The organism is Agrobacterium sp. 6Ca8 (assembly GCF_055382765.1).
On record NZ_AP026434.1, the window covers coordinates 1,860,827 to 1,884,636 of the forward strand.

At 59.5% G+C, this 23,810-nt stretch carries 25 protein-coding genes and 1 tRNA gene; 14 read left to right on the forward strand and 12 right to left on the reverse strand.

The genetic code is table 11. The annotated features are described in order from the left end of the window. Positions 1 to 44: 44 nt before the first annotated feature. Both rpsA and cmk read right to left on the reverse strand, forming a co-directional pair. Entirely contained in the window at positions 45 to 1,745 is a 1,701-nt protein-coding gene (gene rpsA / locus ACZ5A6_RS22615; protein ID WP_004431908.1) for a 30S ribosomal protein S1, read from the reverse strand. Between the two features lie 149 nt (positions 1,746 to 1,894). Next, complete coding sequence (cmk, locus tag ACZ5A6_RS22620; RefSeq protein ID WP_162696523.1) at positions 1,895 to 2,575, reverse strand: (d)CMP kinase; 681 nt, start codon at positions 2,573 to 2,575, stop codon at positions 1,895 to 1,897. Positions 2,576 to 2,773: 198 nt separating this feature from the next. Between cmk and ACZ5A6_RS22625 the strand changes: the two genes are divergently transcribed. Further along, on the forward strand, positions 2,774 to 3,163 hold the full coding sequence (locus ACZ5A6_RS22625; RefSeq protein WP_004431900.1) for a TIGR02300 family protein: 390 nt from the start codon (positions 2,774 to 2,776) through the stop codon (positions 3,161 to 3,163). A 152-nt stretch (positions 3,164 to 3,315) separates the two neighbouring features. Continuing rightward, positions 3,316 to 3,391 (forward strand) — tRNA-Ala (locus tag ACZ5A6_RS22630). Positions 3,392 to 3,462: 71 nt separating this feature from the next. Here the strand turns inward: ACZ5A6_RS22630 and ACZ5A6_RS22635 are convergent. Both ACZ5A6_RS22635 and ACZ5A6_RS22640 read right to left on the reverse strand, forming a co-directional pair. Continuing rightward, the gene (locus tag ACZ5A6_RS22635; RefSeq protein WP_112290776.1) at positions 3,463 to 3,963 is read right to left on the reverse strand and encodes a thermonuclease family protein; all 501 of its coding nucleotides are present in this window, start codon (positions 3,961 to 3,963) and stop codon (positions 3,463 to 3,465) included. A 72-nt stretch (positions 3,964 to 4,035) separates the two neighbouring features. Further along, positions 4,036 to 4,410, reverse strand: a complete 375-nt coding sequence (locus ACZ5A6_RS22640) for a PAS domain-containing protein (protein WP_004431894.1) — start codon at positions 4,408 to 4,410, stop codon at positions 4,036 to 4,038. Between the two features lie 208 nt (positions 4,411 to 4,618). On the opposite strand from ACZ5A6_RS22640, the gene ACZ5A6_RS22645 reads away from it, so the two are divergent. From ACZ5A6_RS22645 to ACZ5A6_RS22675, 7 genes are all read left to right on the forward strand, one after another. Beyond that, complete coding sequence (locus ACZ5A6_RS22645) at positions 4,619 to 5,521, forward strand: NUDIX hydrolase (RefSeq protein WP_112290774.1); 903 nt, start codon at positions 4,619 to 4,621, stop codon at positions 5,519 to 5,521. Between the two features lie 69 nt (positions 5,522 to 5,590). Continuing rightward, positions 5,591 to 6,562, forward strand: a complete 972-nt coding sequence (nadA, locus tag ACZ5A6_RS22650) for a quinolinate synthase NadA (protein ID WP_013762087.1) — start codon at positions 5,591 to 5,593, stop codon at positions 6,560 to 6,562. Beyond that, positions 6,559 to 8,124 (forward strand): L-aspartate oxidase, encoded by a 1,566-nt coding sequence (locus tag ACZ5A6_RS22655; protein WP_112290772.1) that lies wholly within the window; start codon positions 6,559 to 6,561, stop codon positions 8,122 to 8,124. Before nadA ends, ACZ5A6_RS22655 begins: the two co-directional genes overlap by 4 nt. Position 8,125: 1 nt before the next feature. Beyond that, a complete protein-coding gene (gene nadC / locus ACZ5A6_RS22660; RefSeq protein WP_038494650.1) occupies positions 8,126 to 8,983 on the forward strand; it encodes a carboxylating nicotinate-nucleotide diphosphorylase in 858 nt (285 codons plus the stop codon). Between the two features lie 135 nt (positions 8,984 to 9,118). Next, complete coding sequence (locus tag ACZ5A6_RS22665; RefSeq protein WP_004431872.1) at positions 9,119 to 9,370, forward strand: GlsB/YeaQ/YmgE family stress response membrane protein; 252 nt, start codon at positions 9,119 to 9,121, stop codon at positions 9,368 to 9,370. A gap of 12 nt (positions 9,371 to 9,382) precedes the next feature. Then, complete coding sequence (locus tag ACZ5A6_RS22670; RefSeq protein ID WP_004431862.1) at positions 9,383 to 9,802, forward strand: DUF3597 domain-containing protein; 420 nt, start codon at positions 9,383 to 9,385, stop codon at positions 9,800 to 9,802. 22 nt (positions 9,803 to 9,824) lie between these two features. Further along, on the forward strand, positions 9,825 to 10,013 hold the full coding sequence (locus tag ACZ5A6_RS22675) for a hypothetical protein (protein WP_004431853.1): 189 nt from the start codon (positions 9,825 to 9,827) through the stop codon (positions 10,011 to 10,013). Positions 10,014 to 10,100: 87 nt separating this feature from the next. Here ACZ5A6_RS22675 and cydX read toward each other — a convergent pair whose 3' ends face one another. The 7 genes from cydX to ACZ5A6_RS22710 form a co-directional block, all read right to left on the reverse strand. After that, the gene (cydX, locus tag ACZ5A6_RS22680) at positions 10,101 to 10,223 is read right to left on the reverse strand and encodes a cytochrome bd-I oxidase subunit CydX (RefSeq protein ID WP_003498405.1); all 123 of its coding nucleotides are present in this window, start codon (positions 10,221 to 10,223) and stop codon (positions 10,101 to 10,103) included. 27 nt (positions 10,224 to 10,250) lie between these two features. Further along, on the reverse strand, positions 10,251 to 11,408 hold the full coding sequence (cydB, locus tag ACZ5A6_RS22685) for a cytochrome d ubiquinol oxidase subunit II (protein WP_025595220.1): 1,158 nt from the start codon (positions 11,406 to 11,408) through the stop codon (positions 10,251 to 10,253). A 6-nt stretch (positions 11,409 to 11,414) separates the two neighbouring features. Further along, positions 11,415 to 12,992, reverse strand: coding sequence for a cytochrome ubiquinol oxidase subunit I (locus tag ACZ5A6_RS22690; protein WP_004431849.1), 1,578 nt, complete (start codon positions 12,990 to 12,992; stop codon positions 11,415 to 11,417). 69 nt (positions 12,993 to 13,061) lie between these two features. Next, complete coding sequence (cydC, locus tag ACZ5A6_RS22695; protein WP_112290769.1) at positions 13,062 to 14,753, reverse strand: thiol reductant ABC exporter subunit CydC; 1,692 nt, start codon at positions 14,751 to 14,753, stop codon at positions 13,062 to 13,064. Further along, entirely contained in the window at positions 14,750 to 16,534 is a 1,785-nt protein-coding gene (gene cydD / locus ACZ5A6_RS22700; RefSeq protein ID WP_112154387.1) for a thiol reductant ABC exporter subunit CydD, read from the reverse strand. The genes cydC and cydD overlap by 4 nt, the downstream gene beginning before the upstream one ends. Before the next feature lie 17 nt (positions 16,535 to 16,551). Then, entirely contained in the window at positions 16,552 to 17,127 is a 576-nt protein-coding gene (locus ACZ5A6_RS22705; protein ID WP_111804767.1) for a GbsR/MarR family transcriptional regulator, read from the reverse strand. A gap of 290 nt (positions 17,128 to 17,417) precedes the next feature. After that, positions 17,418 to 18,449: an L-idonate 5-dehydrogenase gene (locus ACZ5A6_RS22710; protein ID WP_004431840.1), complete on the reverse strand. Its 1,032-nt coding sequence runs from the start codon at positions 18,447 to 18,449 to the stop codon at positions 17,418 to 17,420. 220 nt (positions 18,450 to 18,669) lie between these two features. Here ACZ5A6_RS22710 and ACZ5A6_RS22715 point away from each other — a divergent pair, with 220 nt between their 5' ends. From ACZ5A6_RS22715 to ACZ5A6_RS22725, 3 genes are all read left to right on the forward strand, one after another. Continuing rightward, entirely contained in the window at positions 18,670 to 19,425 is a 756-nt protein-coding gene (locus ACZ5A6_RS22715; protein ID WP_025595224.1) for an SDR family oxidoreductase, read from the forward strand. 43 nt (positions 19,426 to 19,468) lie between these two features. Next, on the forward strand, positions 19,469 to 20,362 hold the full coding sequence (locus ACZ5A6_RS22720; RefSeq protein WP_112290766.1) for an NAD(P)-dependent oxidoreductase: 894 nt from the start codon (positions 19,469 to 19,471) through the stop codon (positions 20,360 to 20,362). A 172-nt stretch (positions 20,363 to 20,534) separates the two neighbouring features. Further along, complete coding sequence (locus ACZ5A6_RS22725; RefSeq protein WP_112290799.1) at positions 20,535 to 21,518, forward strand: aldose 1-epimerase; 984 nt, start codon at positions 20,535 to 20,537, stop codon at positions 21,516 to 21,518. Between the two features lie 20 nt (positions 21,519 to 21,538). Here the strand turns inward: ACZ5A6_RS22725 and ACZ5A6_RS22730 are convergent, their stop codons facing one another. After that, positions 21,539 to 22,000 (reverse strand): Lrp/AsnC family transcriptional regulator, encoded by a 462-nt coding sequence (locus ACZ5A6_RS22730; protein WP_003498392.1) that lies wholly within the window; start codon positions 21,998 to 22,000, stop codon positions 21,539 to 21,541. A gap of 168 nt (positions 22,001 to 22,168) precedes the next feature. Between ACZ5A6_RS22730 and ACZ5A6_RS22735 the strand changes: the two genes are divergently transcribed. Together ACZ5A6_RS22735 and ACZ5A6_RS22740 are read left to right on the forward strand one after the other, a co-directional pair. Then, entirely contained in the window at positions 22,169 to 22,882 is a 714-nt protein-coding gene (locus ACZ5A6_RS22735; RefSeq protein WP_065658713.1) for an aspartate/glutamate racemase family protein, read from the forward strand. Beyond that, the gene (locus ACZ5A6_RS22740; RefSeq protein WP_112290763.1) at positions 22,883 to 23,653 is read left to right on the forward strand and encodes a class II glutamine amidotransferase; all 771 of its coding nucleotides are present in this window, start codon (positions 22,883 to 22,885) and stop codon (positions 23,651 to 23,653) included. Positions 23,654 to 23,810 lie beyond the last annotated feature (157 nt).

Here is a 23,810-nt window from a genome sequence, read left to right on the forward strand (position 1 = left end):
CGGAAAATTCCGGCGGGTTCTTTATATAAAACGATCTCTAGCGATTATTCGCTGCGGTTCTTCAGAGCCGCACCGAGGATGTCGCCGAGCGAAGCGCCAGAGTCGGACGAACCGAACTGTGCGACGGCTTCCTTCTCTTCAGCGATTTCCAGAGCCTTGATCGAAAGCATGACCTTGCGGTCCTTCTTCGAGAAGTTGACGACGCGAGCGTCGAAAACCTGGCCAACTGCGAAACGCTCCGGACGCTGATCGTCACGATCGCGTGCGAGGTCGTTGCGGCGGATGAAGGAGGTGATGTCCTCGTGGTTGACGAGCTTCACTTCCACGCCACCGTCGTTAACGGCGATGACTTCGCACGAAACGACTGCGTTCTTGCGCAGGTCGCCGGACGTTGCGGCTTCACCGACAGCATCCTTGCCGAGCTGCTTGATGCCGAGCGAGATGCGTTCCTTCTCGACGTCAACATCGAGAACGACGGCCTTGACCACGTCACCCTTGTTGAACTCTTCGATGACCTGTTCGCCCGGACGGTTCCAGTCGAGATCCGACAGGTGAACCATGCCGTCGACATCGCCTTCGAGGCCGATGAACAGGCCGAATTCGGTCTTGTTCTTGACTTCGCCTTCGACTTCAGTGCCGGCCGGATGGCTGAAGGCAAATGCCTGCCACGGGTTTTCCAGCGTCTGCTTGAGGCCGAGCGAGATACGGCGCTTGGACGGATCGACTTCAAGAACGACAACGTCAACTTCCTGGCTCGTGGACAGGATCTTGCCGGGATGTACGTTCTTCTTGGTCCAGGACATTTCGGAAATGTGGATCAGGCCTTCGATGCCCGGCTCCAGCTCTACGAATGCACCGTAGTCGGTGATGTTCGTGACCGTACCGGAGATCTTCTTGCCAACCGGGTACTTGGCGGAGATGCCATCCCACGGATCGGACTCGAGCTGCTTCATGCCGAGCGAGATACGGTGGGTTTCCTGGTTGATGCGGATGATCTGAACCTTGACCTGCTGGCCAATGTTGAGGATTTCCGAAGGATGGTTGACGCGGCGCCATGCCATGTCGGTGACGTGCAGCAGGCCGTCGATGCCGCCGAGGTCAACGAACGCACCGTAATCGGTGATGTTCTTGACGACGCCGTCAACAACCTGGCCTTCTTCGAGGTTCTGAACGATTTCAGAACGCTGCTCGGCGCGGGACTCTTCGAGAACCGTGCGGCGCGAGACAACGATGTTGCCGCGACGCTTGTCCATCTTGAGGATTTCGAAGGGCTGCGGGTTGTGCATCAGCGGGGTAACGTCGCGGATCGGACGGATGTCGACCTGCGAACGCGGAAGGAAGGCAACGGCGCCGTCCAGATCGACGGTGAAGCCACCCTTGACCTGGTTGAAGATAACGCCTTCGACGCGCTCGCCAGCTTCGAACTTGGCTTCGAGCTTGACCCAGCTTTCTTCGCGGCGAGCCTTCTCGCGCGACAGAACGGCTTCGCCGAGTGCGTTTTCGATGCGCTCAACGTAAACTTCGACTTCGTCGCCGACCTTCAGCGTGCCGTCCTTGGACTTCGCGCCGAATTCCTTCAACGGTACGCGGCCTTCAACCTTGAGGCCAACGTCGACGATGGCAACGTCCTTCTCGATTGCCGTTACGATACCCTTGGCAACATAGCCTTCGGCAAGATCGTTAGAGGCAAAGGATTCTTCGAGAAGCGCTGCGAAATCTTCGCGCGTGGGGGTAGATACTGACATGAAATCTCCTGATTGCATCCGCGCGAGAGCGAATACAAAAGCGCCGGTGGGCTAGCGTTGTTGATACCCGAACCCATGCCCGCCTTTTTAAAAGGCTTCCCGGCGCAAGGACATGTCTTCAGGCAATTCCGGACTAAACGCGGACCGATTCAAGCGGTTCCGCGAAAAACCTGTTTCTTCAGGGCGGCGTCGATAATCATCCGCGCGGCCTGAAACGCCGCCTCTATACTCATTTCCGACGTATCTAGCAAGTGCGCGTCTTCAGCCGGTTTCAACGGGCTGTCGGCTCGGCCCATGTCGCGCTCGTCGCGTTTCTTCACCTCGGCGAAAATGGCGTCGTAATCGGCAACGCTGCCGTTGGCGACGATTTCATCATAACGCCTGCGTGCCCGCACGTCCGGCGAAGCGGTGACGTAGAGTTTCACTGGCGCCTCCGGGCACACCACCGTGCCGATGTCGCGGCCATCCAGAACCGTGCCCGGCTCCTTTGCCGCAAACCGCTGCTGCGCTGTCACGAGCGCGCGCCTCACCGGCGTCATCACCGCAATCCTGGACGCCGCCTCGCCGATATCGTGCCTTGAAAGCACCGCGCGGTCGAGGCCGGCAAGGTCGAGTTGCAGCGCCACGTTTTCAGCGACGTTCTCGTCATCGAGCGGCAGGCCGGCGTCAAGAAGTGCCTTGGCCGTGGCTCTGTAGGTCAGCCCGGTGTCGAGATGATGGAAACCATAGGTCTCCGCAATCTTGCGTGACAAGGTCCCTTTGCCCGCCGCAGCTGGCCCATCTATGGCAATCGTAAAGGTCATGAAGCTTTCTGCCTGTGCGTCCATCATTAATACAGTAGAGTGCGTCGGCCTCCAATCTTTATGAGCAGCCTGACATACAAGTCGCATCATGGGAGGGCGGCCTCCAAAGTTTGTCTTTGACACGAAAGACCGCAACGATTAAGGGGACCGGCTAGAAATTTTACCGTCTATGCCGGTTTTACGGCGTACACACCGAAACTCATTCGACAATTTGAGGCTTAGACAGTGGCAAAAGCGGACCTTGGTACCAAGCGCACAGACCCCGATACCGGCAAGAAGTTCTACGATCTGAACCGCGACCCGGTCGTTTCTCCCTATAGCGGCAAGTCCTGGCCGCTCTCTTTCTTTGAAGAAAGCACCGCTCAGGCAAAGCTCGAGCAGGCTGAAGAAGAAGAAGTCGCGGAAGTCGATGCCGAAAACACGGAAGTCGAACTCGTATCGCTGGAAGACGCCGACGGCGACAACAGCGGCGACGATATCCCGGACCTGGGCGACGATGACGACGACGTGGAAATCGGCGACGACGACGACACCTTCCTAGAAGCCGACGAAGACGACGATGACGACGACATGTCCGGCATCATCGGCGTACCGGGCGACGACGAAGAAGCTTGATCTTATTGGATAAACCAGCCCGGCGACAAAAAAATGAAGCCGGGCTGTTTTTTGTGCTTGCACTCTTCGATTAGCCGAAGTAGTAAGCCGCCACCGAACGGAACAACAGCCGCTTCGGTTCCCGGAACCGGACGAAATGCCGGAACCCTTATGGGGCTATAGCTCAGCTGGGAGAGCGCTTGCATGGCATGCAAGAGGTCAGCGGTTCGATCCCGCTTAGCTCCACCAAACCTTCTAAAATACAAATTTCCATCGTCCAGCACGGGCTTTCGTGCGGCATTGTCTGTTCTTCGCGTTGACTATTGCAAGAGCGCCCGCACATCCTGCCCGTTGATCCGGCATTCCACCGACGGAACGCCGCCGCCTTCTTCCAGCATGCGGCATTCCAGATATTTGCCGCGCAGGCGGTTCTCCAGCGCCTTGAAGGCGTTCAGGCCGCAGGCATAACGGCGGCCGTCAGGTCCGGCGCAAACCCGGTTGCGGTCGATGTCTTCCACGCCGGCGAGGCGGAACTCCTGTCCTTTGAAGGTGAAGCGATTGTTGGACGCAACGCGCAAGCGCTGATCCGCGTATATTTTCAGGGGGTATGGATCGGGCGGGGTCGGAATACGCTCATAATTCTGATGGCGGGGATCGACCCGGACCGGAGAGGTCGTCCACAGCGTTTCCGTGTTTGCGGAGAGGCCAGTCGCTGGATATGCCGCCTCGCCATTCACGAGGGAGGCGATGCGGATGCCGGCTATACCAAGCCCCGTGACCAGCACGATCTGAAACAGCAAAATGAAAACCTGCCGAACCATGTCACCGCAACATCAAAACAATCGACAAGAAATAGATCGGCGTTTTTCAAGACAGACCGAACGCGATAAATATTACATCAATAAAATCTTGCGCGAGGTGATATCTCGCACCGTGCCCATCGCCATGATTGGAATGCGGTCACCATCAAGGATAACCCTGCCCGTTGTCCGCAGCCAGCGAAAATCGCCGGATTTGAGTTCAATGCGGTATTGCTGATCATAGAACACGCCGTTCGTCAGCGAGTTGTAAACCGCCTTGGCCACGCGCGCGCGAGAGCCGCTTTCGATCTGATCTATGAAATCCTCCACGGGAATGCCGCGGGCGGCTTTCTCTTCGGAAAATTCGCGCAGGCGAGCCGCCACAGCATCCAGATAAACCAGATTCTGCCCCACGTTCCAGGTGTAATAACCCACAAGTGTTTCTTCGAGATATATATCCTCTAACATCGGCCTTCTACATTATGGATGCTTTTGACGCGGGTCTTAACATAAAGGACGATACGCGACTAACCACAAGCACTTATTCTTTTGTCTGATCGCTACGTAAAGTTTTACATGCGCGGCGGCATCCGCGTTTCCCCGCCCGCTTGTTGGCGAACAGGCATTCCTGTGCCAAAGAAGGTCGATACTGACGCCATCTACCAGAGGACCCGCCGTGACCATAGGGCTTGCCCACGCCGAACTCATCGCCGTCGTCACCGCCATCACCACGGACGAGCCGCGGGTAATGACCGTGCGGGCGGGCGCGGCACTTCCATCAGGGCCGTTTGAATTCGGACACAGGACGCTTCAGAGCGGGTTGAGAGAGTGGATACACGAACAGACACATCATCCCGTCGGCTATCTCGAACAGCTCTACACCTTCGCCGACCGGGACCGCAACAATGACATTCTTGGCGGAAGAACCATATCGATCGGTTATCTCGGGCTGGTTCGCGAACAGGAGCCGCCCGGCAATGGCCGCCCTCTCTGGCATGGCTGGTACGAGTATTTTCCCTGGGAAGACCATCGGCAGGGCCGGCCGGCGGTTCTGGACACCATCATCGAAAAGCTGCGCTGCTGGGCGGATTCCGACCCTGCCTGCAAAGGCCAGCGCCATTTACGGGCCGACTTCACCTTCGGCCTTGATGGCGGCGGCTGGAACGAGGAACTGACCCTCCAACGCTACGAATTGCTCTATGAGGCCGGACTGGTCGAAGAAGCCCAGAGTGAGCTTCGGATCAATTTCGGCAGACCGATGTTTGCCGATCACCGCCGCATTCTTGCCACCGGCATCGCGCGCCTCCGGGCGAAGATCAAGTACCGGCCTGTAGTTTTCGAACTGATGGCCGACGCTTTCACCCTGCTGCAATTGCAGCGCGCGGTGGAGGCGCTCGCCGGTCTGACGCTGCACAAGCAGAACTTCCGCCGGCTGATAGAACAGCAGCAGCTGGTGGAAGAAACTGGCGATGTGGCGACCGAAACCGGCGGACGCCCTGCAAAGCTCTTCCGGTTCCGCCAGACCGTTGTGGATGAACGCGCCCTTTCCGGAACCAAACTGCCACTCTCCCGCAATTGACATATGCTCACAATGAGAATATCTCTTTGCCGTAGATATACTCAAATAGAGTATAAATGGGAGAGTGCCGTGAACGAACAGATATCTGCCGCAAGCCTTTACGACCGCGTCAGCCGCGTTATTCCCAAGGCGGAATGGATGGGTTTTCAGGATGATGTGGAGGCGATCCTCGATCTGAAGCGCAGGCGCAACGCCGTCATCCTCGCCCATAATTACCAGACGCCGGAAATCTTCCACGGCGTTGCCGATATCGTTGGCGATAGCCTCGCCCTTGCGCGCAAGGCAATGGAAGTAGAAGCGGATGTGATCGTTCTCGCCGGCGTGCATTTCATGGCCGAGACGGCAAAGCTGCTCAATCCGGGAAAAACCGTGCTTATTCCGGATATGGCCGCCGGCTGCTCGCTCGCCGATTCCATCACGCCCGAAGACATCGCACTTCTGCGCAAGGCCTATCCCGGCGTTCCTGTTGTCACCTACGTGAATACCTCGGCGGCGGTGAAGGCGGCTTCCGACATATGCTGCACCTCCGGCAATGCCCGCCAGGTGGTGGAATCGCTCGGCGTGCCGCGCGTGCTGATGCTGCCGGACGAATATCTGGCGAAGAATGTGGCGCGGGAGACCAATGTCGAACTCATCGCATGGCGCGGCCATTGCGAGGTGCATGAGCTTTTCACCGCCGACGACATCAGGGAATTGCGCGAAAGCCATCCCGGCATCACCGTTCTCGCGCATCCCGAATGTCCGCCCGATGTCGTCGAGGCCGCAGATTTTTCCGGCTCGACCGCTGTCATGTCGGACTACGTCGGCCGGGAAAGACCGGCCCGCGTGGTGCTTTTGACGGAATGCTCGATGAGCGACAATGTCGCCGTGCATCATCCCGATGTCGAATTCATCCGCCCCTGCAACCTCTGCCCGCACATGAAGCGCATCACGCTCGGCAATATCCGCACTGCGCTTGAAGAAAACCGCCACGAGGTGACAATCGATCCGGCTGTTGCGGTCGCCGCCCGCCGCGCGGTGGAAAGGATGCTGGCGGTATGAGTGACGCTCTGTCGCAATATGCGGGCAGGACGGTCATCGTCGGCAGCGGTATTGCCGGCCTGATGGCAGCATTGACGCTCGCACCGCAACCGGTCCTGCTTCTGACCCGCGGCGCGCTCGGTGGCGAAACGTCCAGCGCCTGGGCGCAGGGCGGCATTGCTGCAAGCCTTGGCGCTGACGACAGCACTGCACTGCATCTTGCCGATACGCTCGCCGCAGGCGACGGCCTCTGTGACGCGGCTATGGCAGCGGATATCGTCTCCACCGCCCCCGCCGTCATCGATGCCCTGGAACGAGCCGGAGTTCGTTTCGATCGCGATGCACAAGGCAGGCTCGTTTTCGGGCTGGAAGCTGCCCATGGCCGCCGGCGCATCCTGCATGCCGAAGGTGACGGCTCGGGTGCGGCCATTGTGAGGGCTCTTGCAGCCGCCGTTCTCAACACGCCGTCCATCGCAGTCCTGGAAGGTGCGGAGGTGCGCCGGCTGCTGACAGAGGGCGGGGCCATAGCCGGTCTCATCTGCGCCGGGCAAAAGGGCAGCTTTGTTCTGCCGGCCACAAACGTCATTCTTGCAACCGGTGGCCTCGGCGGGCTGTATGAGGCCACTACCAATCCCACCGGCAATTTCGGACAGGGGATCATGCTCGCCGCGCGCGCCGGAGCCATCCTCACTGATATGGAATTCGTCCAGTTCCACCCAACGGCGCTTTCCTCTCCCCGGCGGCCGCTGGCTCTGGTCAGCGAGGCGGTGCGGGGCGAAGGTGCCGTTCTTCTCAATGAAAGCGGCGAACGTTTCATGGCGACCGTTCCGGGTGCAGAACTTGCCTCCCGCGATATTGTCGCCCGCGCCATCGACCGGGAAATCCTGCGCGGCGGCAAAGTCTTTCTCGATGCCCGCAAGGCGATCGGCAGCGGTTTTTCGGCGCGTTTCCCGTCAATCGACCTGCTATGCCGCGAGGCTGGCATAGACCCCGCCCGCGAACTCGTGCCCGTCCGTCCCGCCGTGCACTACCACATGGGTGGCGTCGCCACAGATGGTAATGGCCGTAGTTCCGTGCCGGGCCTATGGGTTGCGGGCGAAACCGCCTGCATCGGTCTTCACGGGGCCAATCGGCTGGCCAGCAATTCCTTGCTGGAGGCGGCTGCCATGGGCATGCGTGCGGCAAAAGATATTGCCGCCCGACCGGCATCAAAACGGGTGACAGCTGTCACGCCATTCGCAACGCCTGTTCTTTCGGCAGCAGACCCCTCTATCGTCCGGCCCATCGTCTCCCGCCATCTCGGCATCGCCAGACATGAAGCGGGGTTGATCAGCGCGATCAGCGAACTTCTCCCACTGGCCGAACAGAACGGCCCCGCATCCGATCCCGCCATCGTCGGGCTCGCAATCGCCGTCTTCGCCGCCTTGCGAAGAGAATCGCGCGGGGCCCATTTCCGTAACGATTTCCCGGAAAAGGACGCGACCGCCACAAGGCGCAGGCTTTGCCTGTCCGATGTCATCGCCATTGCCTGTGACCTCTCATCGTCCAATCTTTTTTCTTCCAGCATTGCGCGGAGCGCCTGACATGACCCTCACCCCTCTGCCACGCATTATCGTGGAGCCGCTTGTCCGCAACGCCCTTCTGGAAGACCTGGGTCTGGCGGGCGACATCACGTCCGCCGCAGTCATCCCCGCCGATCATCGCTCAGTCGTCGTCATGGCGGCGCGTGAACCGGGTGTCATCGCAGGTCTTGATGCCGCAGAACTGGCTTTCCAGTTGGTGGACCCGACAATCGTGATGAGGCGTCAGGTGCAGGATGGCGCGGCGGTCGCTCCGGGCGATATTATCGCGACAATCGAGGGTCCCTCGCGCGGTCTTTTGACGGCGGAGCGCACCGCCCTTAATTTTCTCGGCCATCTCTCAGGCATCGCGTCCGTCACCGCTACAATTGCTGCCGCCATCTCCGGCACCAGAGCCTCGGTTGCCTGCACCCGCAAAACGACGCCGGGCCTCAGGGCGCTGGAAAAATATGCCGTGCGCGCCGGCGGCGGCATGAACCACCGTTTTGCCCTTTATGATGCTGTACTCATCAAGGACAACCACATCGCCGTAGCCGGCGGCGTGCGTGACGCTATCCGCAGCGCCAAGGCGGGTGTCGGACATCTGGTCAAGATCGAGGTCGAGGTCGATACGCTCTTGCAATTGCGCGAAGCGATGGAGGAAGGAGTCGATGCGGTTCTACTCGACAACATGCCGCCGGAACAGCTGCGCGAGGCGGTGCAGATCGTCGCCGGCCGCGCCATCACCGAGGCCTCCGGACGCATCACCCCTCAAACCGCTGCAGCCATTGCAGCAACCGGCATCGATCTCATCTCCGTCGGCTGGCTGACCCACAGCGCGCCGGTTCTGGATATCGGGCTGGACTTCCAAAGCCAAAGCTGACGAAAGCAAGGAGACCGGAACAAAATCCTCGATTGGCCGTTAATTCCCTGCCTGGGGTCAAGAGGCGGGGGGATCAGTGCGCGCAGAAGCCTGTCCATATGCCTGCGGACCTCTCTCACAAAGGAAAGGCCTGTTATGGAAGACGCACAAATCGGCTGGATTGCAGCAATCATCATCGGCGGCGTAGCCGGTTGGCTTGCCGAACAGTTCATGAAAAGCAACATGGGTCTTTTCATGAACATAATTCTCGGCATCGTTGGCGCCATCGTCGCCAATTTCCTGCTTGGGCTTGTGGGCATTTCGCTCGGAGGCTGGATTGGATACCTTATCGCCGGTTTCATCGGCGCATGCATTCTCATTGCCATCGGGCGCGCATTTCGCCGATAGAGGGAGGACACAATGAGCTTTTTCGACAAGATCAAGAACGCGATTTTTGGCAAGGCAGAGGCGGCACCGCAGACTTCGGCGCCAGCTGGCGCGCCCACGACAGGCGCAAGCCCGGCCGCTCCGGCTCAGCCAGCAGCACCCGCACCGACAGCCGCTGCTCCGGCATCCACCGGCAGCGTCGATGTCGCATCCATTCTGGACGCGGCGGTCAAGCAGAACGGGCAGAAACTCGACTGGAAACATTCGATCGTCGATCTTCTGAAAGCGCTCGATCTCGACAGCAGCCTAACCGCTCGCAAGGAACTGGCAAGCGAACTCGGCTATACCGGTGATACCTCGGACTCAGCCACAATGAACATCTGGCTGCACAAGGCTGTCATCAAGAAGCTGTCTGAAAACGGCGGCAAGGTTCCGGCAGAACTTCTGCATTGAACCAGTGACCGGGAGAACCGCGATGGACGACTATTCAAACTTGCGAGAGCAGATCGGCCAGGACCTCGACACCCTGCACAGGACCGAGAATCCGAAATCGATTTTCGAGATTGCCGACGACTATCTTCTGGGAAACCCAAATCTCAAGAGAGCGCTGGTTGAAGACATCATCAAGGAAGAAGCGGACAAGCGCGGCATCGCGATCCACTGAAACCGCGCGTGTCAATCGCGGCGATTTCTACAAGAAGGGCGGCATCCAGATAGGACGCCGCCCTTTTTTGCCCCGTGCCCCGAAGCGTTATTTTTCCGGCTTGGCCTCGGCCTTTCTGGCGTTTTCTTCCATCAGCTCATACCACATGGCGTTCATGACGGCGAAAATGGCGGCGAGAGGCAGGCCGAGCAGCCAGGCGAAATACCACATGTTCGATCTCCTTGTATTTGTTCGATATTAATAAGCGTGGCCGCTGTCTTCACGGATCGCCTTTTCATCCACCTTGCCCCACAGCACGCGATAGACCCATGAGGTGTAAGCGACGATGATGGGGATGAAGATGAGGGCGACGACCAGCATGATGAACAGCGTCATATGGCTCGAAGATGCGTCCCAGACCGTAAGGCTCGATTTCGGATCGATCGAAGAGGGCAGGATGAAGGGAAACATCGTCAGACCGACCGTCGAGATGATGCCGAATATGGCAAGCGAACTGGAAAGCAGCGCCAGCACCTCTCGCCCGCCCCTTAACAACAGGAAGGCGACGAGCGGGAAGGCAAGACCGAGCGCCGGTGCCAGCATCATCCATGGATGGGCCGCGTAATTCGCAAACCAGACGCCGCTTGCAACCTCGACCGTCTTTGACAACGGATTGGACGGACCGTCGGTCACGACTTCCGAGGTGAAGCGGTACCCGTCGATACCGAGCCACAACAATACGCCACCAAGCGCAAAGAGAACTGTGGTGGCAAGTGCTGCAATACTGCCGAAACTGCGGGCACGCGCAGCGACCGGCCCTTCGGTCTTCAGCACCAGCCAGGCCGCACCATGCATCACCAGCATGCAAACAGAAACGAGGCCGCAAAGGATTGCGTAAGGGTTGAGAAGCTCGAACAAAGTCGTGCCGTCGTAAAAAATCCTGAGGTCATCGTTGAAGCGGAAGGGTACGCCCTGCAGCACATTGCCGATCGCCACACCGAAAATCAGGGCGGGAACAAAGCCCCCGACAAACAGCGCCCAATCCCAGGTACTGCGCCATGTCGTGCTCTCGCGCTTGGAGCGGTATTTGAACCCCACCGGCCGCAGGATCAGCGCAAACAGGGTGGCGAACATCGCCAGGTAAAAACCTGAAAACGACACCGCATAAAGCGGCGGCCACGCGGCGAAGATGGCGCCGCCGCCAAGGATGAGCCAGACCTGATTGCCTTCCCATACCGGGCCGATGGAATTGATGACGACACGCCGCTCGAGATCCGTTTTCGCAACGAAAGGCAGCAGCGCGCCCGTGCCAAGATCGAAACCGCCGGTCACGGCAAAACCGATCAGCACCACGCCAAGCAGCAGCCACCAGATGACGCGGAGGACTTCGTAGTCAATGAGTTGATGCAATATCATGATCGTTTACTCCGCAGCGACGAGTTTTTCAGGAACGAGCGGCGCTTCCGGCTCGTGATCCGGATCCGGCCCCTTGCGGATCGCCTTCAGCATCAGCCCCATTTCGACGATGAACAGCACCGTATAGATGGCGATGAAGCAGAGAAGCGTAATCAGAACCGTTGAAGCGCTGAGGCTGGAGACGGCGGCGGCCGTCGGCAGCACGCCTTCGATGATCCATGGCTGACGGCCGAATTCCGCGACCACCCAGCCCATTTCCGCAGCAATCCACGGCAGCGGTATGGCGAAGACGGCCACCTTCAGCAAGAACGGATAGTGATCCAGCCGGCGCCGTGCCGAGAGATAAAAGAAGGTCGCCGTCAACAGGATGAAGAATATGCCAAGACCGACCATGATGCGGAACGCCCAGAACAGCGTCGGCACATGCGGGATGGTATCGGCGGCGGCCTTGGCAATCTGCTCCTCCGTCGCCTGGCGCGGATCGTCGACATAACGTTTCAGCAACAGGGCGTAACCAAGCTCGTGGCCGAGTTCCGCAAAGGTGCCACGCACCTCTTCGGGCAGTTCCGCGCCCTTGCCGGTGGCACGTATCTGCATCAGCGCATCATAGGCCTTGATGCCATCGCGGATGCGGGTCTTTGCGAGTTCCACCAGATCGTTGATGCCGGGGATTTCCGTGTCCAGCGAGCGCGTGCCGATAAGGCCCATCACCCACGGAATTTTCACGGCGAAATGCGTCTCGCGGGCTTCCTGATCAGGAAAACCGATGGCAGTAAAGGGGGCGGGTGCCGGTTCCGTTTCCCACATGGCTTCGATCGAGGCGAGCTTCATCTTCTGGTGTTCGGTCGAAAGATAACCGCTTTCATCACCCAGCACGACGACCGACAGTGCAGCAGCCAGGCCGAAAGAAGCTGCAACCGTCATAGACCGCTTGGCGAGATCGACATGGCGGCCTTTCAGCACGTACCAGGCGGAAACGCCGAGCACGAAGATGGAGGCAGTGACATAACCCGCAGAAACCGTGTGCACGAACTTCGCTTGGGCGACCGGGTTCATCAGCACCGCGAAGAAATCCGTCACCTCCATGCGCATGGTCTGGGGGTTGAAAGCCGATCCCGTCGGGTTCTGCATCCAGCCATTGGCGATCAATATCCACAACGCCGAGAAGTTCGAGCCGATCGCCACGCACCAAGTTGCGATGAGATGGCCGAGCTTGGACAGCTTGTCCCAGCCGAAAAAGAACAGACCGACGAAGGTGGCTTCCAGAAAGAAAGCCATCATTCCTTCGATCGCCAGCGGCGCACCGAAGATATCGCCGACATAGTGGCTGTAATAACTCCAGTTCATGCCGAACTGGAATTCCATGACGATGCCGGTGGAAACACCAAGCACGAAGTTGATGCCGAACAATGTACCCCAGAATTTCGTCATCTGCCGCCAGATGGTGCGGCCGGTCATGACATAGACCGTTTCCATGATGGCGATCACCACGGACAGTCCGATCGTCAGGGGAACGAATAGAAAGTGATATAAAGCGGTAACAGCGAATTGCAGGCGCGATAGCGCCACGATGTCGAGTTCCATGTTTTTACCCCACCTTTCAGGAAAGGCCGGCCTTCTGTTACGAAACGGCGCCGGCCCTGAAAAAATCACTCAGTCCGGACGCAATGTTTGCAGCATTACGTCGTATTCCGGGGTGCCGCTTTGACATTGATCAAGTTGGCGCCCCTCTCTCAGCACGATGATGCGATCGGCAAATTCCGCCTCACGGCGATTGTGGGTTATCATCACGACAGTCTTGCCTTCCGCCCTTGCAAACAGCCGGCTGAGCACGTCACGGGCGGTTTCGCCGTCCAGCCCTTCCGTCACCTCGTCGAGAAGCCAGAGTGGTTTGTCGCGTAGAAGGAAACGGGCAAGGGCGAGCCGTCGTGACTGCCCGCCGGAGAGACCCTGCCCCGCCTCGCCAAGTCTCGTATCCAGCCCTGCGGCGAGGGTTTTGACATGCTCGCCAAGGCCTGCCGATTGCAGGGCATCCCACAGTTCACGCTCGGTCGCGGCAGGTTTTGCCAGCCTCAGATTATCAGCGATGCTGTCTCGGAAAAGCTGGCTTCTCTGCGTCATGAGCGAGCAAGGCAAAGCGCTGACCCTGCCCGCCGCCGGTAGCACTTCACCAGCCAGAAGCTGGATGAGGCTGGTCTTGCCCGCACCGCTCGGGCCGATAATCGCAATCGTCTCTCCGGCGGCGATTGCAAGGTTGATATTCGTCAGGACAGGGTTTTCGTTCCCATCCCGCTCCAGCCGCACACCATCAAGCTCAGCCACCAGGCCCATGGCAGGCACGCGCGGACAGTTGGCGGCTGCCTCGGCGGAAAGACGCGGCGCAATGCGTCTTGCCGAAAAAAGCGTGCGCCCGAGTTCCATTGCACCACGGCGCAGCGCCGTGAAGGGCTCCAGCGCGGCGAAACAGACGAGCAGGCCGAGGGCGGCAGTCGGCGCGGTCACAACGCCCTGCTCCGCAAGCCAGGCCATGCCGAGGAGAGCCACACTCAAAAGAACCGCCGCTGACATGCCGAATGAGAAACCGGCATTGGTTTCGATCCGGTTCAAGCGGTCATCGCAGGCGAGCAGATAATTGTCGGCCCGTTCAATCGCCGCAACCTGCGCGGAGAGACGGGCAGTCGTGAGCAATTCCACCTGCCCGTTGACCAAGTCCGCCGTGCGGGCACGAAGCGCTTCAAGCCCGATTGCCCGGCGACGCGCAAATTTTTCCGCCGTCAACGCCGAGCGCACTGAAATGCCAAGACCCGCCGCAATGAGGAAGAGGGCCGCCAGAACGCCCGCAAGCGGATTGAGGAGGGCAAGACCGATGCCTGTTGCGATTGCGGCGAGGATTGCGACGGCGGCGGGTACCAGCACGCGCAGATAAAGCGAATCCAGCGCGTCGATATCCGCAGTCAGCCGGTTCAGCAGGCGGGCGGGCCTCGCCTCCAGATGTTTCGCCGCCTGCGGTGCGGCAAAGCCACGAAACAGCTTTTCGCGAAGCGCTGCAAGCACGGACAGCGTCGCCTCATGGGTGGTCATGCGTTCGCCATAACGGGCAGCGGTGCGTGACAACGCCAGCAGACGGATGGCCGCCGATGGCGCAAAGACGTCGAAAGCATAGGCCGTCGCAGGGACCAGACCGGCAATCGCGGTCGCAGTAATGAACCAGCCGGAAACGCCGAGAAGGCCTATACCCGCCAGCACCGTGGTTGCTGCCAGAACCGCGCCAACGAGCAGCATGCCGCGACGTGCCGACCAGAACAGGGAAATGACAGGTTTCAATATGGCAAAACGCGCGATCATGACTGCCCCCTCGAATGGATCGTCGTCATATTCACGACCCTGTCCATGCGCGCGGCGAGCACAGGATCATGGGTTGCGACGATCAATGTCCTGCCTTTTGCGAGTTGCAGCAGGTTTTCGGTGACAAGCGCAGCCGTCTCCCGGTCAAGATGCGCTGTCGGTTCATCGACCAGCACAAGCTGCGTCGCCGGATCGGCGAAAGCACGCGCAATGGCGAGGCGCACCGCCTCCCCGCCCGAAATACCGTAGCCGCCGTCTCCTATAGGCAGATGCCGGCGTGCTTTCGACAATGCATCCAGCCCGGTGCAGCGCAGCGTCTCATCGACCATGCCTTCGCTGACACCGGCGCGGCCAAAGCGAATATTCGCCTTCAGGGAACCGGCAAAAAAGAACGGCTTCTGGCTGACCCAGCCGATTGTCTTGCGCAGTCCATCGGCCGTCGCATGACCAAGCGTTACGCCCCCGATCCCTATTGTACCGCCGTCAGCCTCGGCCAAGCCGGCAATCAAGGAGAGTACAGTGGATTTACCACAACCGGAAGGCCCAAGAATCGCAACTGTCTCGCCTGACTGGACCGTAAGATTTAGATTCCGAATGACAGGCGGAGCATTCGGATAGGCGAAGGAGAGATTAGCCAACTCCACCAGACCGGGCGTCGGAAAAGGGGCCATTGCGACCTCCTTACCCCCACCCACGATGGCTTTGCCAGCCCGCGTCAATGTGTCGAGCGCGCCCAGCGCCGCCTCGCCGGCTGCGCGGTCGTGCCAGACGGCGGACAACTCCCGCAGCGGTTCGAAAAAGGCAGGCGCCAGAAGCAGGATGAACAGCCCCTCGGAAAGTGTCAGCTTCTCGCCCCACGCGCCGAAATCGAGAAAACCGAGCAGATGGAAACCGATATAAACGGCTGTCATGGCAACGCCGAGGGCAGCGAAAAGCTCCAGCACCGCCGAGGACAGAAAGGCGATCCGCAGGACAGCCATCGTCCGCTTCTTGAGGTTCTCTGCGTCCGTGCGCAGGCGTCCAGCGGTCAGATCAACGGCTTCCAGTGCGCGGATCGTTTCCAGGCCACGCAGGCGATCGAGCAGGAAAGCATTCATGTTGCCGGTCTCGGCCAGCTGCTTTTCACTGGCAGTCTTCGCCTGCCAGCCGATCAGCGCCATGAACAGCGGTATAGTGGGCATGGAAAGCAACAGAACAAGCGCCGCGATCCAGGTAAATGGCAGGATTGCCAGCACGAAAACCAAGGGGACAATGGTAGCTTTCATCCGCGCAGGCTGGAACCTGGAAAGATAAGGTACCAGCGCTTCGGCTGCCTCCGCGATGACGCTTGCCGCCTCGCCGGAGGCCGTACGCGCCAGATCAAGCGGCGACACCTCCGCAATGGCATGAAGCGCTTGCAGCCGCCGCCGCGAAAGGGCGGCACGCGCGGCGCGAAACGACAGTCTCGCGGCAACTTTTTCCAGCCATGCCTTGATGAGACCGAGAACGAGAACAGCCACGGCCGCCGGCAGGATCGCCGTCATCGGCGCACCGTCGGCAATGTTTCCGACCGAAAATGCAAGCAAACCCGCCTGGGGCAACCAGAGCAGAGCCGGCAGGACATGCAGCAGGGCGACCGATCTTCCTACCGCGGGTGCCTTCGCGATTTCCGCCGTACCGACACCCTTGTCATTGGTGGATTTACCGAAGAAGCGCCGCCGTGCCTTATCTGGAGAGACCGCCGCTGGAACTGGACAGTCTGCATCATCGCCATTGGCGGATTGCCGGATTTCTGCGGACATGCTCACGGACGATCTCCTCACCTGTCCTTCTTGGCACGGGGTCTGGCAAGAGAGACGATCTTGTCCTTGGCCTCCAGAAGCTTCGTGACCTTCGAGCCGAGTGCCAGAAGCGAAGCCAACCGCTCCGTCTCCAGCTTCTTCACATCGTCATACCAGCCGGTGAGCTGCTCGATCAGCGTTTTCATCTCATCGATGCGCTTCTGCGCATGCCGCTCCTCTTCGTTTTCCGGCTTCTCCATCAGGATTTCACGAAGCACGCTGAGTGTCGGGTCGATCTCGCGCTTCTTGCGCTCTTCGGCAAGGGTGCGCAGAATTTGCCACACATCCTCCGGCGTCGTGAAAAAATCGCGCCGGTCGCCGGGGAAATGCTTGAGAATTGCAAGGTTCCACGCCTGAAGCTCCTTCAGGCTCATCGACACATTGGAACGGGAAATGCCAAGCGCCTCGACAATGTCGTCGGCGCAGAGCGGCTGCGGTGAAATGTAAAGCAATGCATAGACTTGGCCGACCGTGCGGTTGATGCCCCAGCGGCTGCCCATCTCGCCAAAATGCAGCACGAAGGACTGAACGAGTGGAGAAAGACTAGTCGGCATTTCTTTGCTTTCTGTAGTTTCAGTAATTTCTGAAATTTCGATAAAGCAAAAAATGGCAATCGGCAAATCACCTTTTTGACCTGCGTCAAAATGTGCAAATCAGAAGAGGCAGCGTCTGCCGGGGATCAGGGCTGCGCCCTCTGGCACACTTTCACAGCCCGCGATGCACGAAATGATATCGATAACATCAAAGACGTCATGTTGTAGATGGAAGCGCGCGCATGAAAAATCGGCGGGGATTAATCCACCGCCGATCAAGACGTCGACAAACCGGCGTGCGCAACAGGCGCTTACGAAAAAGCGATCTGCACCTTCATGGCGCGGCTGCGGTCGGAGGCAAATTCGAAGGCCGAGATGGCGTCATCGAGGTCCACCGTCTGGGTGATGAACGGCTTGACGTCGATCAGGCCTTTGCGCATCAGTTCGACGCCCGTCGCGAATTCCTCATGGAACCGGAAAGAGCCGCGCAGATCGAGTTCCTTGGCAGTAATCGCCATCATCGGTAGGCTCATATCGCCACCAAGGCCAAGCTGGACAATGATGCCGCGCGGACGCAACGCCGTAATCCCGCCCGCAAGTGCAACGGCGGCACCGGAGCATTCATAGAGAACGTCGAAGGTTCCCTTGTTCGCGCCGTACGCCGCCAGCGCATCAGGCTCATCCTTGCTGTTTATGACGCGGTCCGCGCCCGCTTCCCGCGCCTTGGCAAGCGTGAAGTCCGAAAGATCGGTCGCGACGATTTCAGCGGCACCGGCACGGCGGGCAGACAGGATGGAGAGAATGCCGATGGGGCCGCAGCCGGTGACGAGCACGCGTTTTCCGAGCAAATCGCCGGCGCGGCGGGTGGCATGCAGCGTTACCGCCAGCGGTTCCGCCATAGCTGCCTCACCGGCACTCAAACCGTCGGCCGGAACGCATTGCAGGGCATCCGCGATGAGAACCTCGCGGAAAGCGCCCTGAATATGCGGAAACGGCATGGCGCTGCCATAAAAGCGCATGTTGAGGCACTGATTGTGCAGGCCTTCCTGGCAAAAGCGGCAGGTCCTGCACGGACGGGACGGCGAAACCGCGACCAGACCGCCAACCTTCAGCCCCTCGACGCCCTCGCCCAGCTCCTCAACAATGGCGGAGACCTCATGTCCCAGCACCATTGGTTCGCGAAGCCGTACCGCGCCGAAACCGCCGTGATTGTAATAGTGAAGATCGCTGCCGCAAATCCCGCCCCGAGCCAGACGAAGACGCACTTCTCCTGCCCCCGGCGCCTCCTCCGGCCGCTCCTCGATGCGCACATCCTTTGCCCCGTGGGCGACAATCGCTCTCATAAATATCTCCCGTTCGATATCGCGCCTTAAACGGCGCAACAAAATAATCCCTATCCCAATCATTGCCGCCGGCCGCGTCTCCGCCGCCCTGCAGCCTCCCCGCGCGCATGTTGCGTACCGGAAACAGGCGTTTAAGCCTTGACATCCACGTCTGAAAGGGATGAATGTTATCGATAACATAAACCGGCATGAAAGCAATGTCGAGAGACTGGAGGAAACAGTGGGCCTTAATTTGTTCGATCTTTCCGGCCGCCGCGCCCTGATCACCGGCTCGTCGCAGGGCATCGGCTTTGCGCTGGCGCAGGGCCTGGTGGAGGCGGGAGCCGAAGTGGTGCTGAACGGCCGCGACGAGGCAAAGCTGAAAGCAGCCGCCGCAGGCATCAAGGGTGCCAAGACACTCGCCTTCGATGCCACCGATCATGACGCGGTGCGCAAGGCCATCGACGGTTTCGAGGCGGAAGTCGGCCCCATCGATATTCTGGTCAACAATGCCGGCATGCAGCACCGCACACCGCTGGAGGATTTTCCGGCCGACGCCTTCGAGCGCCTGTTACAGACAAACATCGCCTCGGTGTTCCATGCAGGGCAAGCCGTCGCGCGTCATATGATCAGCCGTGGACGTGGCAAGATCATCAACATCGCCAGCGTCCAGACCGCTCTTGCCCGCCCCGGTATCGCGCCGTACACCGCCACCAAGGGCGCCGTCGGCAATCTGACGAAGGGCATGGCGACGGACTGGGCGAAATATGGCCTGCAGTGCAACGCCATTGCGCCGGGCTATTTCGACACGCCGCTCAACGCGGCCCTGGTGGCAGACGAGACGTTTTCAGCATGGCTTGAAAAACGCACGCCGGCCGGCCGCTGGGGCAAGGTCGAAGAGCTTGTCGGCGCCTGCATTTTCCTGTCGTCCGATGCCTCGTCTTTCGTGAACGGACATATTCTTTACGTCGACGGCGGCATTACCGCCTCGCTTTGAAGAAGCCGTAACCACGACGCTTTGGGAGGAGACCGTGAGCACCATGACCGAGAAGAACAAAATCGCCCTCATCGGCGCTGGCGCGATGGGCGGCGCGATCGGTGCGCGGCTGATCGAGACCGGCAATCACCTGACGGTTTTCGATCTGGACGCGGAAAAGGTGGCGGCTTTGACCAGCCTTGGTGCGCATAGCGCCGAGACGGCGGCGCAAGCGGCTTCGGTCTCCGATGTCGTGATCCTAAGCCTCAATTCGCCGAAAATCGTCCGCGCCGCCGTTTTCGGCAAAGACGGCGTGGCGGCGGGGGCCAGGCCCGGCACGCTGATCATCGACATGTCCTCCATCGATCCGGAAGCGACAAAAGAACTGGCGGCGGATGCGGCTGAAAAAGGGCTGCGCTGGGTGGACAGCCCGCTTTCCGGCGGCGCGCCGAAGGCACTCGTCGGGCAACTGACCCTGATGGCCGGCGGCACCGAAAAGGATGTGGCCGATGCCCATCGCGTGCTGCGGCACGTGGCCAGCAACTACACCCATATGGGTCCAAGCGGCGCCGGCCAGACGACGAAGCTCATCAATCAGGTTCTTTGCGGGCTGAACTTCCTTGCCGTAGCGGAAGCAACGCAGCTTGCGCTGGATGCCGGCGTCGATGCCGCCAAAATTCCGCAGGCGCTGAAAGGCGGCCGCGCCGACAGCGCAATCCTTCAGGAATATATGCCACGTTACGTGGCGAAGGATTACCGCCGCACTGGCCGCATCGACAACATGGTCAAGGACCTGAACGGCGCGCAGGATCTGGCCCGACGCACCAACACGGCCATGCCGCTGACGGCGGTTTGCGCCGAGGTGCACCGCATGCTGACAGCAGCGGGACTTGGCGGCGAGGATCAGGCCGCCCTAATGGAATTTTTCACCGGCGCGAAACACACCTTCACGGAATGATTTGCGCCATGGCCAGGGCAATAACACCTTATTGGCCGGGCTGACGCGAGGTCATTAAGGTGTGCCACCGTCATGGCCATTGCGAAATGTCTCCGCAGCGAAGATGATCGGGCGAATCGGCGGCGCAATCGGCCCGACGGCCGCAGACGCTTGCATGAAGGACAATTTCCCGATGACCACTTCCGCAACAGGCACGGGGATTGCCAGCCTGACCGTTTCCGGAAACGGCTTCAGCGCCGAGATCGCTTATGAGGGCGCTACCCTTCTGAGCTGGCGGCCACGACTTGCCGATGGCAATGAAAAAAACCTTGTCGACGGCTATTCGTCGCTTCAGGAATTGCAGTCGCAGAACGGCGTGAGAAACGGCATTCTCGCCCCCTTCACCAATCGCATTCCTCAGGGCCAATTTAAATTTGGCGGGGAGATGCACCGTATCGAGCCGGTGCTTGCCCACGAGGACCTCGTCTTCCACGGATTTGCCCGTGCCCTGCCCTTCGCCCTCGACCGGTCTTTCGAAGAAAACGACGCGCACATTATCGTCTTTCGTGCCGAGATATTGCCGGCCGAATTCAAGGGCTATCCCTACCATCTCGCCATCGAGGTGGAATACCGGTTTGCCGGCCATGGGGTTACCATCGATATACGCGGCATCAATGGGGACGACCGGCCTTTGCCCTTCGCGGCCGGCTGGCATCCCTATTTCCGTCTGCCCGGCATATCCTCCATCGACGATCTCCTTCTCACCCTACCGTCGCAAACAGCGATCGAAACGGACGAGAATTTGATACCACTCACCGACAGTGAGACGGGCATTCTCAAACGGGACAATGCAGCGTTTCTTTCTGCCGCGCCGCTCGCAGGCCATGTGCTGGATGTCTGCTTTACCGATCTGATCCCATCCGCAAACGGGCTTTACGAGACTAGGATCGAAAACCGGAACGATGGTTCGAGCCTGACCGTTTGGCAGGAGCGCGGCCACATGCATGTCTTTACCGGCGATACGCTTGCCCGCGACAGGCGAAAATCCATCGCGCTCGAACCTGTGGAAACACCGACAAACGCCTTCAACCAGCCGCAACTTGAAGCGGACATTACCCTTCAACCGGGTGAGACCCGAAGTTTCCGCTTTGGTTTCCGTTTTGAAGCCGGGCGCTGAAAAAAGACCAAATATTGCGATTAGATATGCGTTGTCGGGAGTGAAGACGACAGCTTCACCGTCTCCATGGAGATATAGGCGGACATGTCGTAAAGCTCGACCCGCCGGAGGATCTGTTTGTAGATGGTGTCGTAATATTCGACATTTGGAAGCACGAGTTTCAGAATATAATCGAAATTGCCGGTCAGCCGGTGCACCTCGACGATCTCCGGTATGGTGCTGACGGCGGCATGGAACCGGTCCAGCCAGTCCTCCGCATGCAGGCCGGTTCTCACGAGCAGGAAAACCGTGGTCGGCAGGTTGATTTTCCGCCGGTCGAGCAGCGCCATCGTGCCGGTCACATATCCTTCCGCACGCAGACGCGTGATACGGCGGGAACAGGCGGAAAGCGATAACGACACCTCATCCGCGATATCGGCGAGAGGTGTTTCTGCATTCTCCTGGAGAATCGCAAGGATTCGGCGGTCACGGTCGTCAATCATTGCTTCAGAATGCATCAATTAACGTAGTGGCGCAAGAAATTTGCGAGCTGAGCACAATGCACGCCCAGAATTTGCAATCTGCCTTCTAAATCCCTGAAAAAACGCATGCCGTTTTCATCGCGGCAATGGCATTCTTGTCATCAATCAAACTTTTATAAGGGAACGCCTATGAAACGGATCGGTCTGATCGGCGGCATGAGCTGGGAATCCACCGCAACCTATTATCGCATGATCAACGAGGCCGTTCGTGACAGCCGCGGTGGGCTCGTATCGGCCGATATCGTCATGCATTCGCTCGATTTTTCCGAGGTTGTCGCCCTTCAGAAGGCCGACCGCTGGGATGAGGCCGGCGCGCTTTTGGGCGCTGCGGGTGCGCGTCTTGCCAATGCGGGTGCCGATTGTGTGCTGATCTGCACCAACACCATGCACCTCGTTGCGGAAACCGTTGAAAAAATGTCGGGCGTCACTCTCATCGACATCATTGATGAAACTGCCACCGCATTGAAGGCGGATGGACGCCGCAAGCCGCTTCTGCTCGCCACGCGCTACACGATGGAACATGGCTTCTACACCGACCGCATGCGCCGCCACGGCGTCGATGTGGTCGTGCCGGATGAGGAAGACAGGACCGCCATCCACGACATCATTTTTGGCGAATTGTGCCAGGGCGAGATCAAGTCGTGCTCGCGCGAGCGCTACATGTCGGTCATCGAGAAAGCCCGTGCGCTCGGCGTCGATTCCGTCATTCTCGGCTGCACCGAAATTTCCCTGCTGATCGATCCCGATGCCCTGCCTTTGCCGGGCTACGATTCGACCGCCATTCACGCCCAGGCCGCTGTCGGCTTCGCGCTCGGAAACAAGGCCCTGAACAGAGCTGCATGAATGTGCCGCCTTTTTGCCTATTCCGGTAAACCGGTCTGGCTCGACAGTCTTCTGATCGAGCCGGAAGCATCGCTGGTCAGCCAGTCCATGGCCGCAAGGGAAGCTAAAACCGTCGTCAATGGCGACGGTTGCGGTCTTGGCTGGTATGGCGAGCGCGGAACGCCCGGCGTTTTTCGCGACACCAGACCCGCTTGGTCCGACGCCAATCTGGCCGCCCTTTGCCACCAGCTTCGCTCGGGCATGTTCATGGCCCACGTCCGCTCCGCCACATCAGGCGAAGTATCCCGTGCCAATTGCCACCCCTTTGCGCATGGTCAATATCTCTTCATGCATAACGGCCAGATCGGTGGCTACGAGCAGATCAGGCGCGACATTGATTCCCTCATACCCGATGATATTTATTCCGCCCGGCGCGGCACCGGCGACAGCGAAGCCATCTTCCTGATTGCCGCCGGCCACGGCCTTGATGCGGACCCGGTTCGGGCCATTTCCACCGCGCTGTGCCTCTGCCTGGAAAAGATGATCGCGGCGGGTGTTTCTTCCGCGTTGCGGTTCAGCGCCGTGTTGATGGATGGCGATTGCCTGCACGCCTTCCGCTGGTCAAGCGACGACAAGCCGCCAACGCTTTACTGGCGCGGGCTTGAAGAGGGCATCGCGCTAAGCTCGGAACCCTTTTCCTTCGATTGCACCCCTTGGTGTGCGGTGCCGCCAAATACCCGGGTGACGATCCGCGCCGGCGGTATGACCACTGAACCTTTTTCCCTGCCGTAAACGTCGCATTTCATGACGACCGAGGCCATTTTTTTCAGTTTGGCCGCCACCGGTGGGCGCGGCTGCGGCTGCGTCGTGTTTATTTTCATTGAATTATCTCCGCCGCGAAGGCTAGTGTGTGATCCGATAGACCGAAACAGATTTCAGGACCGGTGAA

Bases quoted from the DNA above. Each gene is read 5' to 3' on its own strand.
- ACZ5A6_RS22720 (WP_112290766.1), top strand. From the start codon at position 19,469: ATGACCGAGAAGAACAAAATCGCCCTCATCGGCGCTGGCGCGATGGGC.
- ACZ5A6_RS22635 (WP_112290776.1), bottom strand. From the start codon at position 3,963: ATGGTTCGGCAGGTTTTCATTTTGCTGTTTCAGATCGTGCTGGTCACG.
- ACZ5A6_RS22670 (WP_004431862.1), top strand. From the start codon at position 9,383: ATGAGCTTTTTCGACAAGATCAAGAACGCGATTTTTGGCAAGGCAGAG.
- ACZ5A6_RS22675 (WP_004431853.1), top strand. From the start codon at position 9,825: ATGGACGACTATTCAAACTTGCGAGAGCAGATCGGCCAGGACCTCGAC.
- ACZ5A6_RS22690 (WP_004431849.1), bottom strand. From the start codon at position 12,992: ATGGAACTCGACATCGTGGCGCTATCGCGCCTGCAATTCGCTGTTACC.
- cmk (WP_162696523.1), bottom strand. From the start codon at position 2,575: ATGATGGACGCACAGGCAGAAAGCTTCATGACCTTTACGATTGCCATA.
- cydD (WP_112154387.1), bottom strand. From the start codon at position 16,534: ATGTCCGCAGAAATCCGGCAATCCGCCAATGGCGATGATGCAGACTGT.
- ACZ5A6_RS22725 (WP_112290799.1), top strand. From the start codon at position 20,535: ATGACCACTTCCGCAACAGGCACGGGGATTGCCAGCCTGACCGTTTCC.
- ACZ5A6_RS22640 (WP_004431894.1), bottom strand. From the start codon at position 4,410: ATGTTAGAGGATATATATCTCGAAGAAACACTTGTGGGTTATTACACC.
- ACZ5A6_RS22665 (WP_004431872.1), top strand. From the start codon at position 9,119: ATGGAAGACGCACAAATCGGCTGGATTGCAGCAATCATCATCGGCGGC.
- ACZ5A6_RS22740 (WP_112290763.1), top strand. From the start codon at position 22,883: ATGTGCCGCCTTTTTGCCTATTCCGGTAAACCGGTCTGGCTCGACAGT.
- nadC (WP_038494650.1), top strand. From the start codon at position 8,126: ATGACCCTCACCCCTCTGCCACGCATTATCGTGGAGCCGCTTGTCCGC.
- rpsA (WP_004431908.1), bottom strand. From the start codon at position 1,745: ATGTCAGTATCTACCCCCACGCGCGAAGATTTCGCAGCGCTTCTCGAA.
- cydC (WP_112290769.1), bottom strand. From the start codon at position 14,753: ATGATCGCGCGTTTTGCCATATTGAAACCTGTCATTTCCCTGTTCTGG.
- ACZ5A6_RS22705 (WP_111804767.1), bottom strand. From the start codon at position 17,127: ATGCCGACTAGTCTTTCTCCACTCGTTCAGTCCTTCGTGCTGCATTTT.
- ACZ5A6_RS22655 (WP_112290772.1), top strand. From the start codon at position 6,559: ATGAGTGACGCTCTGTCGCAATATGCGGGCAGGACGGTCATCGTCGGC.
- cydX (WP_003498405.1), bottom strand. From the start codon at position 10,223: ATGTGGTATTTCGCCTGGCTGCTCGGCCTGCCTCTCGCCGCCATTTTC.
- cydB (WP_025595220.1), bottom strand. From the start codon at position 11,408: ATGATATTGCATCAACTCATTGACTACGAAGTCCTCCGCGTCATCTGG.
- ACZ5A6_RS22735 (WP_065658713.1), top strand. From the start codon at position 22,169: ATGAAACGGATCGGTCTGATCGGCGGCATGAGCTGGGAATCCACCGCA.
- ACZ5A6_RS22730 (WP_003498392.1), bottom strand. From the start codon at position 22,000: ATGATTGACGACCGTGACCGCCGAATCCTTGCGATTCTCCAGGAGAAT.
- ACZ5A6_RS22710 (WP_004431840.1), bottom strand. From the start codon at position 18,449: ATGAGAGCGATTGTCGCCCACGGGGCAAAGGATGTGCGCATCGAGGAG.